Below are 13,745 nucleotides of genomic sequence, written 5' to 3' on the forward strand. Positions count from 1 at the left end.
CTTTTCTGTTATACTCAAGATCCACAGCTTATTTTTGAGCCGGGATATAGCATTCGAGCAGTTTGGCAGGCGACTCGGCCTCGATGGTCACACTCTCGAGCGAGGCGGGAACCAACGAGGTTTGACCCTGATGCAGCGTGATGGTGTAACCGTTGTTGTCGGTCAGGCGCACTTTGCCGCCCATGCACATATAGATGACGAACGAATCGTGTGCGGCTACGGGACGTTTCACGCTCTTATCCACCTCGATGAGATTGGTCTCGAAGAAGGGGCACTCGACCAGCGTAACGGCGTCGTTGTTGCGGGCCTCGTACTGGGTGCGCAGATTGTCGTACATCTTGAAGTCGACAGCGGCAATCGACTGCTCTACGTGCAGCTCGCGCGGGTTGCCCTGGGCATCGCGACGGTCGTAATCGTAGATGCGGTAGGTGATGTCGGAGCTCTGTTGGATCTCGGCAATCAGGATACCCTTGCAGATGGCGTGGATACGGCCGGCCGGCAAGAAGAAGACATCGCCGCTCTTTACCTTATGGAACTGCAGCACGTCGGTGATGGTGTTGTTTTTGATACGCTCTACATACTCCTCGGGAGTAATCTGCTGCGAAAAGCCCGAATAGAGACCGGCTCCCGGTTTGGCATCGATAACATACCACATCTCGGTTTTACCGAACGAATTGTGACGGGCCATGGCCACCTCGTCGTTGGGGTGTACCTGAATCGAAAGGTTGTCGTGGGCATCGATAAACTTGATGAGCAACGGGAATTTCTCGCCATAGCGCTCGGCCACATGTTTGCCCAGCAGAGCGGCACCGTCGCGTTTAATCAGTTCGGTCAGGTTCTTGCCCTTGTCGGCACCTTCGCTTACAACCGACACGCGGTCGCCTACCTGGGAAATCTCCCAACTCTCACCCACCCCAGGATGAATCTCGGGCAGCTGTTTGAATCGGCTAATCTCTTCTCCTCCCCAAATGATCGGACGGAGGATGTCTTCAAATTTCAAAGGATACATAGCTTCTTTATTTTTTATGTGAATACAGTTTTATCTCATACTTTTCCGGCTCGACCGTCGGGCTGTGCCACACGGCCGGGATACTCTCGTTGCCATAGCGGTCACGAGCCACTACGGCATAGCAACGATACGAGCCCGGCAATATCCACTCGCTCGCCGTGCGGGGTAACACAACGGCTATCTGCTCGCCCGCCTCGACCTGCAACGAATCGTCGGTGGCATAGACCACATAGGTGAATGCCGCATCGACCGGCTGCCACGACAGCCGCGTACTCCCCGCCACCATCTCACCCCGAAGGCCTCCAGGCGCCACAACCGTCTGCACGGGAGCCCCTACCGGGCGAGGGGTCAAAGCCGGATAGCGGTAGAACCACGCCGTGAGCCACTGCTCCAACGCGGTGTGCCTGTGCAGATTGCCGTAACGGAAATAGGCTTGCCCTACCCCCACCTGCCGGGTCGTTTCAATCTGACGTTTTATCTCGTCGAGACTCCAGTTTCCATTCTCCCGGTCGAGCCGGTAGACACCGATACCACTGGCCACGCTCCCGGCCGGACAGCTCTCGGCCCAATCGTGCAGAAACGGGAAATAGTTCTCTTCCTTGAAATACATCATCGGGGCGATAAAATCGAGCTTCCCCTCCTGCAACCACCGTTTGGGGTCTTGATGCACCGCCTCCCGACAGCTCCACCAGGCCGGGAAGCCCGGTAACGAGGCGTAACGGCCTAGCGGCGAACTACTCACCTTGACCCACGGCTTCAACTGCTTCACCTTGTCGTAGATGGCCGAAACGGTAGCCGTGATGTTATCCTCCCGCCAGTTCATCAGCGAGGTGGCACCTCGCCCCCATTTCCGATACGAATCGGCATCGGGAAACCGACGGGCATCGTCGGAGTAGCGCACATAGTCGAGGTGAATGCCATCGACATCGTATTTCGTCACAATCTCGTCGACCACCCCGACCAGATAATCCCGTACCTCGGGATTCCCCGGGTCGAGAAACCATTCGCCTGCCAGCTGCTTGCACCACGACCGGTGACGGGCTACGACCGACTGATTGCCCTGACGCTTTACCTGCCGGTTGGAACCGACCGGAAAGGTGACCAACCACGCGTGGCACTCCATGGCCCGCTTGTGACACTCGTCGACAACCAGAGCCAACGGGTCGTAACCGGGATTGCGGCCGCCGCTCAACACGAAAGCCCACGGCTCGTATTGCGAGGGATAAAAAACCTCGCCACGAATACGAGCTTGAAAAAAGACGGTATTGATACCCAACGCCTGCAGGCGGTCGAGTATCTCGACAAGCTCCTGTTGCTGCCGACGGGCATCGGACGGCGTGCGCATCGGACGCGACGGCCAGTCCAGCCCCCAGTTTGTCGTGAGCCATACGGCCCGCATCTCGTATTTGGGAGACGAAGCCAGAAGAGTGAGACCAGCAAAACAAACGGAGAAGAACAGTAGCAGCCGTTTTTTCATTCCAAATGATTTATGGAGACAAAGGTACACTTTTATTCTCATAAAAATTCTTCACAATACTTATTTCATGCGACAAAAACATAGAGCCGACAAAAAGCATTGAATCTCACAAAAAATAGTAACTTTGCATTCTTATAGGGAAAATGTTATGAATACGACCTTTGCCACCATACTGGAGATTGTAGGAACACTGGCCTTTGCCATCAGCGGCATCAGACTGGCCGCTGCCAAGCGTTTCGACTGGTTCGGCGCCTATGCCGTAGGATTGGTTACCGCCATCGGCGGCGGTACCACCCGCGATGTACTGCTCAATGCCACCCCCTTCTGGATGATCAACGGCAGCTACCTCACTGTCACCGCCATAGCCCTCATATTCGTGATTATTTTCAAACAGTATCTGGTGAAACTCGAGAATACTTTCTTTATTTTCGACACCATCGGGTTGGCTCTGTTTGTGGTAGTGGGCGTAGAGAAGAGCCTCATGTTCGGCTTCCCCTTCTGGGTCGCCATCGTCATGGGTACGATTACCGGCTCGGTGGGCAGCATCATACGCGACATACTCATCAACGAAGAGCCGCTCCTGTTCCGCAAGGATATTTATGCCCTGGCCTGTGTGGCGGGTGGCATTATGTTCTATCTGGGGCAGAAGATGGGTTTCAACAGTATTACCAATCAGTCGATTTGCGGTATTTCGGTCGTAGCGGTCAGACTGCTGGCGGTGAAATTCCACTGGTCTCTGCCCGCCTTGAAAGACGAAAACGACAACCCGACTAAAAAAGAATAACCTTGCTCCCATGTTGGATTCTCTGAAGAAATACGATAAAAATACCCTGTGGCAGCTCATCCGGTTCGGCATCGTCGGGGTCATCAACACGCTCATTACCCTGATTGTCATCTATGTATTGCAAGAGTTGCTGCACATCAAATATACGATTGCCAATCTGGCTGGCTATATAGCCGGCGTCATCAACAGTTTCTTTTGGAGCAAACTGTGGGTATTTAAGAAATTAAATAGTAACTTTATGCGCGAAGCCGTGCTGTTTCTCGTCAGCTTCGGGATCTGTTACGGCATACAGTTCGTAGCGCTGCTTGTTCTGGTAGAGGTGTTGCACCTGGCCGACACCTGGGCCCAACTGGTGAGCATGGTGGTATACACGCTGTGCAACTTTACTCTGAACAAGTGTATTACGTTTAAAAAATAAGAGAGATAGGCCATGAAAGTATCTGTCATCATTCCCTGCTATAACGAAGAGGAGGTACTCCCTTTGTCGCACAGGCGCTTCTCCCAGGTCATGGGCAGTATACCCTACGACTATGAGCTTATTTTCATCAACGACGGCAGCAAGGACCGCACCGAGGAGCTGTTGATGGGCTTTGCCCAGAACGACCCGCACACCAAGGTGCTGTCGTTCTCGCGCAACTTCGGCCACCAGAATGCCGTAAGTGCCGGTCTGCACAACTGCACGGGCGATGTGGCCGTCATCATCGACGTCGACCTGCAAGACCCGCCCGAGGTAATACCCCAAATGATCGAGACCCACCTGCGGGAGGGCAGCAACGTAGTCTATGCCGTGCGCAACAAGCGCGAAGGCGAAACCTTCATGAAAAAGTTTACGGCCAAGCTCTACTACCGCATGCTCAATTCGCTGTCGGACTATACCTTTCCCGTCGATACAGGCGACTTCAGGCTCGTCGACCGCAAGGTGCTCGAGGCCTTCAAGCAATTCCCCGAGAAACACAAGTACCTGCGAGGGCTCTTCAGTTGGATGGGATTCAAACAGACCCCCTTCTATTACGACCGCAACGAACGAGCTGCCGGAAAGACCAAATACTCGGTGCGCAAGATGTTTGCCCTCGCCTCGGCCGGTATCTTCGGCTTCTCCAAGAAGCCCCTCAAATTGGCCATTTCGCTGGGTACGCTATCGATTTTCATCGCCCTGGCCTTTGCCATCTGGGTCTTCGTCATGTACCTGTCGGGCAAAGAGTCTATCGTGCCCGGGTGGTCTTCGACCATCATCACCATCGTATTTCTGGGTGGCGTACAGCTGTTTACGATAGGTATTCTCGGCGAATATATAGGCAATATCTTCGACGAGACCAAGAACCGCCCCGAATACATCATCGACAAAAAAATCAATTTCGACTCCTCCAACTCACAAACGCTTTAAGACTGCTCGATTATGAACATGCCTAAGATGAGTTCACGATTTTCATTGTTCTTGTTATTGCTGATTATCAGCTCACTCACCATCGTGCCCTACCTGGGGTTGACCAACTTCCACACCAAGGGCGAACCCCGCGAAGCCATCGTGGCCGTGAGCATGCTGCAAAACGACAACTGGATATTGCCCGTCAACAACGGGAGCGACATAGCCTACAAGCCCCCCTTTTTCCACTGGTGCATTGCCGCACTCTCCCTGCCCACAGGCGAGGTGACCGAGTTTACCTCGCGGCTGCCGTCGGCTCTGGCCTTAATCGTCATGTCGGCCATGTGCTTTCTCTTCTTTGCCAAGCGCAGCCGCAACGACCTGGCCTTTCTGGCCTCGCTGCTACTGCTCTCGGGCTTCGAAGTACACCGGGCGGCCATGGCCTCGCGGGTAGACATGGTGCTCACCTGCTTTATCGTGCTGGCCCTGCTGCAACTCTACCGGTGGTGGGAACACCACTTGCGGGGTATCCCCGTTTGGGCCGTTCTCTTTATGAGCATCGCCACCCTCACCAAAGGCCCGGTGGGCATCATTCTGCCGTGCGCCGTCATCGGGGTATTCCTGTTGCTCCAAAAGGTATCGCTCTGGCGTACCATCTATAAAGTCCTGCCGCTGGCTCTGCTGGCCTGCATTCTGCCCCTGCTGTGGTACTTTGCCGCCTATCAGCAGGGAGGCGACACTTTCTTGCAACTGGTATTGGAAGAGAACTTCGGCCGATTCCTGGGCAAGATGTCGTACGAGTCGCACGAACAGCCCGTCATCTACTACTTCTACATCACCCTGGCCGGCTGGCTGCCGTGGTCGTTGCTGGTCATCATGTCGCTGTTTGTGCTGAAATACAAACGACCGCACGGTACGGTGAAAACATACTGGGAACGGTTCAAAGCGTACATCACCCACATGGACCGCATGCGGCTCTTCAGCCTCCTGGCTATCGTCATCATCTTTGTATTCTACTGCATACCCAAGAGCAAACGGTCGGTATACATCCTGCCCATCTACCCCTTCATCGCCTACTTCCTGGCCGAGTACATGCTCTATCTGCTCAAACAGAAGCCCAAGGTGTGGCGGGTATTTTCGATATTCATCGCTTCGGTAGGAACCTTGCTGCTGATTATTCTGCTCCTTGTCAAGAGCGGAGTCGGCGACCACTATCGGGCAATATTGCCCGACGACCTTGGTTACTACATGACCGCCCTGGCCGAGTCGTGGAACATCGTGTCGATTATCTCGGGCATATTCATCGTCTTCCTCATTTACGACATCTACAAGAGTAAGCGCTACCTGACCTACAACAACCGGTATGTCTACTCGGTCGTGGCGCTCTTCTTCGGTATACAACTCATGCTCGACGCCTCCACGCTGCCGGTCATACTCAATGCCAAGTCGATGAAACCCTTTGCCGATAAAGTCGTAGCCGAAGTACCCGAGGGGAAGATATACTCTTACGTATCGGTACCCATGCTTCACTTCTTCATCATCAACTTCTACACGCAAGACCGGGTAGTCGAGTTTGAAAAAGAGAACCCCGAAGCAGGCTACCTGCTCGTGGGCGAACGCGATTTCCAGTACATACAGGAGAAATATGGCCGGCAATACGACTTCTCTCCCGTCATGCGAAGCGACCGCAAAGGCAACGATGTGAAGGATTTTGTCCTGCTGCTCGATTTCCAGAAGCGCGATTCGGACGCAGATTGAAAATAGGGCTCGATTGTCACACCGTTGAAATATCTATTTCTCAATTTTGCAGCATCAAAAAAACCGAGAACTATGACCAATTACAAGATTTTAGTTGTAGACGACGAAGAGGATTTGTGCGAAATTCTGAAATTCAACCTCGAAGTAGAAGGGTATGAAGTCGACACGGCCAACTCGGCCGAAGAGGCTCTGCAAATGAACCTGAGCGATTACAACCTGCTGCTGCTCGATGTGATGATGGGCGAAATGAACGGCTTCAAAATGGCCTCGCTGCTGCGCAAGAACGAAAAGCTCAAACACATTCCCATCATCTTCCTCACGGCCAAGGATACCGAAGACGACAAACTGATGGGCTTCAATATCGGAGCCGACGACTACATATCCAAACCCTTCTCCATCCGCGAGGTCATTGCCCGTGTCAAGGCCGTGCTTCGCCGCAGCTCCGAAAAGGAGACCCCCGAAATCCTGCAATTCGAAAATCTGTATATCGACCCGACCAAAAAGCGGGCCTTCATCGACCAGAACGAGTTGCCGCTCACAAAAAAAGAGTTTGAGATCCTTTCGCTCCTGCTCTCCCACCCGGGTCAGGTCTTTTCGCGTGAAGAGATTCTTTCGAAAATCTGGACCGACGAGGTATATGTGCTCGACCGCACAATCGACGTAAACATCACCCGCCTGCGGAAAAAAATCGGAGAGTACGGGAAACACATCGTCACCCGGCTTGGATACGGATATTGTTTCGAAACTGCCTGATTTTGACCTATGACTATCGAAAAGCGTGCTCAGTTTATGACCTTCGACCGAAAACTGTTCTTTTCCATCGGGTCGCTGTTTGTCGTCTTTATTGCCATCATCCTGCTCTTCGAATACCAGCTCGAAAAGGAGAACCGGCAACAGTCGTTGAATGCCCTTTTGCAAGACTATAACGGACTCTTGTATGCCCAAATCAAAAACCAGGACATCGACCACATCTCTATCGACTCGATTATCCGCAACATGACCAGCCGCGACTTGAGGGTAACCGTCATCTCGGCCCAAAACGGCGATGTGATACTCGAGAGCCAGTCGGGAAAAGAGAGCGACACGGTTGCCGACAATCACCTGACCCGGCCCGAAATACAACAGGCCCTGAAGGGAAAAGAGGGCTATGCCATTCGATACTCGCAAACCCACAAGAAAAACTACTTCTACTCGACCCGGCGGTATGGCGACTGGGTGGTACGCTCGTCGATTCCCTTCGAGCGGGAGAACCTCTCCATACTCAATCCCAACAAAGAGTTTATCTACTTCATGGTGGGCATATCGATTTTCGCAATCCTGTTGCTCTACTATTTCTGCCGTAGCCTGGGCAAATCGATTGCCGCCCTTAGCCAACTGGCCCAACAAGCCGAACAAGAGAAGCCCATACACATCACCATCAAATCGGGCGTCGACGACATCGGCAATATTACCCAGAGTCTTACCCATATCTACGACAACCTGTTGCGTACCAAAGAGAAATTGTCGATCGAACAGGAAAAGCTGTTCAAACACCTGCAATTCTCCAAAGAGGGCCTGGCCTTCTTCTCCAAAGACAAACGGATAATCATGGCCAACAACCTCTTTATCCAGTATCTCAGCCTCATTACCGACAATACGGTGTCTCCGGCCGACTATCTGTTCAAAGAGGAAAATCTGAAAAAAATCAACGATTTCATATCGCAGAAACTCTACGACCCCAATGTGCGCGAAGAGTTCATCTCCGAGTCGATGACCCTCGACAAAGGGAGCCGCACCTTCCTTGTCGAGTGCATCATCTTCCAGGACCACACCTTCGAAATCGCCATCAACGACATCACCCAACAGGAGCAGGAGAGCCGGTTGAAACGGCAGTTGACCCAGAATATCGCCCACGAGCTGAAGACCCCGGTGAGCAGCATCAGGGGATATATGGAGACCATCCTCTCTACCCAGATGGACGAAGCGCGCAAAAAAATGTTCATGGAGCGCTGCTACGCCCAATCGAAGCGGCTCACCGACCTGTTGCGCGACATCTCTATGCTCAACCGCCTCGACGAGTCGAAAGACCTCTACGACACCGACAACACCGACTTGCAGAAGATTATCACCGAGGTCATCAACGAATCGCAAGCCGCACTTACCGAGCGTAATATGACCGTAGAGATGCGAAACCTCCACGACAAGATGACGTTGAACGGCAACTACTCGCTGCTCTACTCGATATTCCGAAATCTCACCGACAACGCCATCGCGTACGCCGGACAAGGTACCCGAATCACCATCGACTGCTATCTCGAGGACGACAAGTATTACTACTTCTCCTTCTCCGACAACGGCGTGGGGGTACCCGAAGAGCATCTGAACCGCCTCTTCGAGCGTTTCTATCGGGTAGACAAAGGACGCTCCCGCAAACTCGGCGGCACCGGTCTGGGACTGGCCATCGTCAAAAACGCTGTTCTCTTCCACAAAGGTGAAATATGGGTTAAAAACGAACCCTCGGGTGGCCTGAATATCCTTTTTTCTCTGAGAAAAAACTAAATAAACTTTCAACTGCCCCCGAAATGGGGTGGCGAAATTAGGATTTCTCGCGGAATCTTGTAATTTTGTAAAATCATGACCCGTAAAATTTTGATTTTATGAATTACGAGAGCTTTAATAAATACATCGAACGAGCCATTAAAGAGAACTGGGAACGTATCGCCTTGAGCGACTTCGACGGTGTCTCTTACCACTACAAAGACATTGCCCGCAAAATTGCCAAAATACACCTGCTGCTCGAGAGCGCGGGCATCGAACACGGCGACAAGGTGGCCATCTGCGGCAAGAATTCGGCACACTGGGCCGTGGCCTTCTTTGCCACCATCACCTACGGGGCCGTGCCCGTCCCTATCCTGCACGAGTTCAAGGCCGACAACATCCACCACATCGTCAACCACTCCGAAGCCAAACTGCTCTTTGTGGGCGACGGGGTATGGGAAAACCTGAACGAGAACCTGATGAAGGATTTGCGGGGCATTCTCCTGCTCAACGACTTCTCTCTGCTCAAGTCGAACAGCGAACGGCTCATCGATACCCGCAACCGGCTGAACGAATACTTCGGCCGTAAATACCCCTCGCGCTTTACCCCCGAAGCGGTGAGTTACTACGAGGATTCGCCCGAAGAGCTGGCCGTCATCAACTACACCTCAGGCTCTACCGGATTCTCCAAAGGAGTCATGCTCCCCTACCGCAGCCTGTGGTCCAATGTCGAGTTCTGCCTCGAGCACCTGCCCTTCCTCACGGCCGGCGACGGCATCGTGTGCATGCTGCCCATGGCCCACATGTATGGCATGGTCATCGAGATGATACACCCCTTTACCAAGGGGTGCCATCTGCACTTCCTCACCCGGGTGCCCTCGCCCAAGATCATTATGGATGCCTTTGCCACCGTAAAGCCCAAACTGATTATTGCCGTCCCGCTCATTATCGAGAAGATTATCAAAACCAAGGTATTCCCCTTGCTCGAAAAGCCCTTGATGAAGGTGATGCTGAAGGTGCCCTTCCTCGACAGCCAGCTGCTGGCCAAAATCAACGACCGTCTCTACGAAACCTTTGGCGGCAATCTGGTGCAGATGATTATCGGCGGGGCCGCCCTCAACCGAGAGGTCGAGCTCTTTTTGCGTCGTATCGGCTTCCCCTTCACCGTAGGCTATGGCATGACCGAGTGCGGCCCGCTCATCTCGTATGCGCCCTGGGACGAGACCCGCATAGGCTCCTGCGGACGAATTGTCGACCGCATGGAGGGTCGCGTCGACTCACCCGACCCCGAGCACACCGTGGGCGAACTGCAGGTAAAGGGAGCCAACACCATGCTCGGCTATTACAAAAACGAAGAGGCCACCCAAGCCATATTCACTCCCGATGGTTGGATGAAAACCGGCGACCTATGCACCATCGATGCCGATGGATTCGTCTACTTGAGAGGACGCAACAAGAATATGATTCTGGGCCCCTCGGGACAAAACATCTACCCCGAAGAGATTGAAGACCGCCTGAACAACATGCCCTATGTGTGCGAGTCGCTCATCGTCGAGCAGGAGGGAAAACTGGTGGCTCTCGTCTACCCCGACATCGAGAATGCCCAACGCTCCAACCTGACGGGACATGCCCTCGAAGCACAGATGGAGGAGGACATCACCTCACTCAACAAGGAGCTGCCCGCTTACAGCCAGATAAGCCGGTTGAAAATCTATTACGAGGAGTTTGAGAAGACTCCCAAACGCAGCATCAAGCGCTACCTCTACCAGAGCAACTAACAGACCGATATAGATAAACTATCTCTGAAAGCCGGCAGGCCGAACGTAAGCAAACGACCGTTTGGAACTGTCGGTTTTCAGAGTTTTGCAAGAGAGCATCGTCCCGTATCGACGACTACTTCAATTTGGAATGCTTGATATTTATCCACTTTCATCAAGAGAAATTACGGGCAGACTCGGCACTATTTAAAAACTCTGTTTTTCATTTGCCTTTGCGCTCTCCTTTTCCTAACTTTGCAACCCCATGAGAAAGGTCGGCCTATTCATATTACTCGTGTTTTTCTGCGTACTCGCATCGGAGGGCAAGAAAAAACAGAACATACCTGCACCTTATGCCTGGAGCATCACCCAACCGTTAGGGTTGCGTTACGATGTTCCCATGGATACGCTCATGCACAATTTTTACAGCACCGACATCCCCTCGAGCTACTCGACCGCCTACGGTACGACGGGCAATCTGGGAGGTGCCGCCTTCTCCAAGATATTTTTCGACCGAGGCATTCCCTCGGAGTTTTTCTTCAAGGACCCCTTCATCCACTGGATACAAACGGCATCGACCTGGAAATTCTACAACACGCATATCCCCTTCACCCAGCTCTCCTACCTCACCGGCGGTTCGAAGCAGACAGCTCAAGACGACTTGAAGGCCGTATTTTCGGGAAACATAAACCCTCGGTTGGCTCTGGGCGGTAGCGTGAACTACATCCTGTCGCGGGGTAATTACCAGCATCAGGCTACCAAAGATTTGGCATACAGCATCTTCGGCAGTTATCTGGGCGACCGGTACGACATCCAGTTCTTCCTCAATACCTACAACTTTGTCAATCAAGAGAATGGCGGTATTACCGACGATACCTACATACTCAATCCCGAAGAGGTGCAGGGCGGACAAGCGAGCGTCGATACCCGTACCATCCCTACCAACCTGAGCGATGCCTACAACCGCATACGAGGCAAAGAATACTATGCCACCCAACGCTACAAATTCGGATTTTACCAGGAAGAGCAGCAAGACACTACAGTCATACGCACCTTTGTCCCGGTAACCAGCATTATCCATACTATCGAATATAACGAAAACAAGCACCGGTTTGTCAACCAGTCGGCCACCGAAGATACCACGTTCTTTGCCAATACCTACATGGGACTGGGGGGTACCAACGAAGAGACCACCTACCAGTCGCTGCGAAACACGGTGGGCATATCGTTGCTCGAGGGCTTCAACAAATACGCCAAGATGGGGCTGGCCGCTTACCTTACCTATGAATATCGTCACTATTCCATGCCGCGCGATACCCTCTCGGCAGGAACCGTCATCGAAGGCCTCACGCCGCGACCCGACTTCTCCATACCGCGCAACCACAGCGAGAACCTGTTGTGGGTAGGCGGAGAACTGTCGAAACAAAAGGGCGAACTGCTCACCTACAACGTAAACGGCAAATTCGGTCTGGCGGGGGCTGTCATCGGTGACATCGATGTGACGGCCGACGTACGCAGCCGATTCCGCCTGTGGAAAGACACCGTGCAGCTCCAAGCCTACGGATTCTTCAAGAACATAGAGCCCTCCTATTTTTATAAACGATATGCTTCGAACCACTTCATGTGGAACAACAGTTTCGGGAAGACCCGGCGCATGCGCGTGGGCGGCGAACTCAGCGTGAAGCGATGGGGTACCAAGCTGAACGTAGGGGTCGAGAACATACAGAACTACATCTACTTCGACAACAATTGCCTGCCCCAACAAGAGGGCTCCATCATACAGGTGTTTCAAGCCCGTCTCGACCAGAACTTCCGGCTCGGTATTCTCAACTGGGAAAACGAGGTAGTCTATCAAAAGACCAGCAAACCCTCGATTATCCCCTTGCCCGAGTTGAGTGTATACAGCAACCTCTACCTGCTCTTCCGCATTGCCAAGGTACTGCACGTGCAACTGGGCGTCGACTGCCGCTACTACACCAAGTACAAAAGCGAGACCTTCCAGCCGGCCACACTCACCTTCCACACCCAAGACCAAATCGAGGTGGGGAACTATCCCTTTATGAATGCCTACATCAACATGAAGCTGAAGCAGACCCGCTTCTTCGTGATGATGTCGCACGTAAACCAAGGTCTGTTTGGCGGGAACAACTACTTCTCGCTGCCACATTATCCGTTAAACCCGAGAATGTTCCAAATGGGACTCTCCATCGATTTTTCCAATTAGCCTATGAAACTCAAGCATCACCTGTATATATACATTGCCCTGCTGGTGATTGTGGTAGGAGTCATGGCATGGCTGCGGACAAAAAGTTCGGAAGTTCATCCCCGCAGTTTCGAGGAGATTCGCACCGACGGTGTGCTGCGCATCGTAACCGACTATACCCCCCTCTCCTATTATCTGCAAGGCGACAGCCTCTCGGGCTTCGACTATGAACTGGCCCGTATGATAGGCGAGCGGAGTGGACTCTCGATAGAGATTACTCCCGAAGTAAACCTGAGCAAAAGTATCGAAGGACTGGAGTCGGGGCAATACGACATCATCGCCCGGCAGCTGCCCGTTACCTCGGAGATTAAGGAAGAACTCGCCTTCACCGTTCCCCTCCAGCTCAACAAGCAGGTACTTGTACAGCGGAAGCCTGCCGAGGAGGGCAAGAAGCTTATTCGCAACCAGCTCGACCTGGCCGGCAAGACGCTCTACATCGTGAGCGATGCTCCCACCCGGCTGCGCATCAACAACCTGGCCCGCGAGATAGGCGACACCATCTACATTCAGGAAGAGAAGACCTACGGAGCCGAACAGCTCATCATGATGGTGGCTACCGGCGAAATCGAATTTGCCGTGTGCGACAAGGCAATTGCCCAGCAAATGAGCAAAGACTATCCCCAACTCGACTGTAATACCGACATCAGTTTCACCCAGTTTCAATCGTGGGCACTCCGGAAAAACGACTCGACATTACTCGACAGTCTGAATAAATGGATTACCGATATTCAGCAAGAGGATAGATATAAAAAACTGTACGACTCCTATTTCTGACGAAATACCGTAGCCGCAAGAAAAAGAGGCCGCTGCCCTGCCC

At 52.8% G+C, this 13,745-nt stretch carries 11 protein-coding genes; 9 read left to right on the plus strand and 2 right to left on the minus strand.

The features are described 5' to 3' along the window. Positions 1-28: 28 nt before the first annotated feature. Both NW211_RS07265 and NW211_RS07270 read right to left on the minus strand, forming a co-directional pair. On the minus strand, positions 29-1,009 hold the full coding sequence (locus NW211_RS07265; RefSeq protein ID WP_258327420.1) for a type I phosphomannose isomerase catalytic subunit: 981 nt from the start codon (positions 1,007-1,009) through the stop codon (positions 29-31). A 7-nt stretch (positions 1,010-1,016) separates the two neighbouring features. After that, positions 1,017-2,486, minus strand: coding sequence for a glycoside hydrolase family 10 protein (locus NW211_RS07270; RefSeq protein WP_258327421.1), 1,470 nt, complete (start codon positions 2,484-2,486; stop codon positions 1,017-1,019). 148 nt (positions 2,487-2,634) lie between these two features. On the opposite strand from NW211_RS07270, the gene NW211_RS07275 reads away from it, so the two are divergent. The 9 genes from NW211_RS07275 to NW211_RS07315 all read left to right on the plus strand — a co-directional run bounded on the left by NW211_RS07275 (position 2,635) and on the right by NW211_RS07315 (position 13,702). Then, positions 2,635-3,270 carry a trimeric intracellular cation channel family protein gene (locus tag NW211_RS07275; RefSeq protein ID WP_258327422.1) on the plus strand — a complete coding sequence of 212 codons (636 nt, stop codon included), beginning with the start codon at positions 2,635-2,637 and terminating at the stop codon, positions 3,268-3,270. A gap of 10 nt (positions 3,271-3,280) precedes the next feature. Continuing rightward, entirely contained in the window at positions 3,281-3,688 is a 408-nt protein-coding gene (locus NW211_RS07280; RefSeq protein ID WP_087407390.1) for a GtrA family protein, read from the plus strand. A gap of 12 nt (positions 3,689-3,700) precedes the next feature. Beyond that, complete coding sequence (locus NW211_RS07285; protein WP_087407389.1) at positions 3,701-4,654, plus strand: glycosyltransferase family 2 protein; 954 nt, start codon at positions 3,701-3,703, stop codon at positions 4,652-4,654. A gap of 12 nt (positions 4,655-4,666) precedes the next feature. Next, complete coding sequence (locus tag NW211_RS07290) at positions 4,667-6,391, plus strand: glycosyltransferase family 39 protein (protein WP_258327423.1); 1,725 nt, start codon at positions 4,667-4,669, stop codon at positions 6,389-6,391. A 72-nt stretch (positions 6,392-6,463) separates the two neighbouring features. Next, complete coding sequence (locus NW211_RS07295; protein ID WP_087407387.1) at positions 6,464-7,144, plus strand: response regulator transcription factor; 681 nt, start codon at positions 6,464-6,466, stop codon at positions 7,142-7,144. Between the two features lie 9 nt (positions 7,145-7,153). Then, positions 7,154-8,929, plus strand: coding sequence for a cell wall metabolism sensor histidine kinase WalK (locus NW211_RS07300; protein WP_258327424.1), 1,776 nt, complete (start codon positions 7,154-7,156; stop codon positions 8,927-8,929). Between the two features lie 98 nt (positions 8,930-9,027). Next, positions 9,028-10,686 carry an AMP-binding protein gene (locus NW211_RS07305; protein ID WP_258327425.1) on the plus strand — a complete coding sequence of 553 codons (1,659 nt, stop codon included), beginning with the start codon at positions 9,028-9,030 and terminating at the stop codon, positions 10,684-10,686. A 244-nt stretch (positions 10,687-10,930) separates the two neighbouring features. Further along, positions 10,931-12,889 carry a putative porin gene (locus NW211_RS07310; protein ID WP_258327426.1) on the plus strand — a complete coding sequence of 653 codons (1,959 nt, stop codon included), beginning with the start codon at positions 10,931-10,933 and terminating at the stop codon, positions 12,887-12,889. A gap of 3 nt (positions 12,890-12,892) precedes the next feature. Next, positions 12,893-13,702 (plus strand): transporter substrate-binding domain-containing protein, encoded by an 810-nt coding sequence (locus tag NW211_RS07315; RefSeq protein WP_087407383.1) that lies wholly within the window; start codon positions 12,893-12,895, stop codon positions 13,700-13,702. The last annotated feature ends 43 nt before the right edge of the window (positions 13,703-13,745 follow it).

This window comes from Barnesiella sp. ET7 (assembly GCF_024733785.1).
Lineage (GTDB): Bacteria > Bacteroidota > Bacteroidia > Bacteroidales > Barnesiellaceae > Barnesiella > Barnesiella merdigallinarum.

What these genes read in the sequence shown, in the direction of transcription:
- NW211_RS07285 (WP_087407389.1), top strand. Translation starts at nt 3,701, where the DNA reads ATGAAAGTATCTGTCATCATTCCCTGCTATAACGAAGAGGAGGTACTC.
- NW211_RS07305 (WP_258327425.1), top strand. Translation starts at nt 9,028, where the DNA reads ATGAATTACGAGAGCTTTAATAAATACATCGAACGAGCCATTAAAGAG.
- NW211_RS07315 (WP_087407383.1), top strand. Translation starts at nt 12,893, where the DNA reads ATGAAACTCAAGCATCACCTGTATATATACATTGCCCTGCTGGTGATT.
- NW211_RS07295 (WP_087407387.1), top strand. Translation starts at nt 6,464, where the DNA reads ATGACCAATTACAAGATTTTAGTTGTAGACGACGAAGAGGATTTGTGC.
- NW211_RS07280 (WP_087407390.1), top strand. Translation starts at nt 3,281, where the DNA reads ATGTTGGATTCTCTGAAGAAATACGATAAAAATACCCTGTGGCAGCTC.
- NW211_RS07270 (WP_258327421.1), bottom strand. Translation starts at nt 2,486, where the DNA reads ATGAAAAAACGGCTGCTACTGTTCTTCTCCGTTTGTTTTGCTGGTCTC.
- NW211_RS07265 (WP_258327420.1), bottom strand. Translation starts at nt 1,009, where the DNA reads ATGTATCCTTTGAAATTTGAAGACATCCTCCGTCCGATCATTTGGGGA.
- NW211_RS07275 (WP_258327422.1), top strand. Translation starts at nt 2,635, where the DNA reads ATGAATACGACCTTTGCCACCATACTGGAGATTGTAGGAACACTGGCC.
- NW211_RS07300 (WP_258327424.1), top strand. Translation starts at nt 7,154, where the DNA reads ATGACTATCGAAAAGCGTGCTCAGTTTATGACCTTCGACCGAAAACTG.
- NW211_RS07310 (WP_258327426.1), top strand. Translation starts at nt 10,931, where the DNA reads ATGAGAAAGGTCGGCCTATTCATATTACTCGTGTTTTTCTGCGTACTC.
- NW211_RS07290 (WP_258327423.1), top strand. Translation starts at nt 4,667, where the DNA reads ATGAACATGCCTAAGATGAGTTCACGATTTTCATTGTTCTTGTTATTG.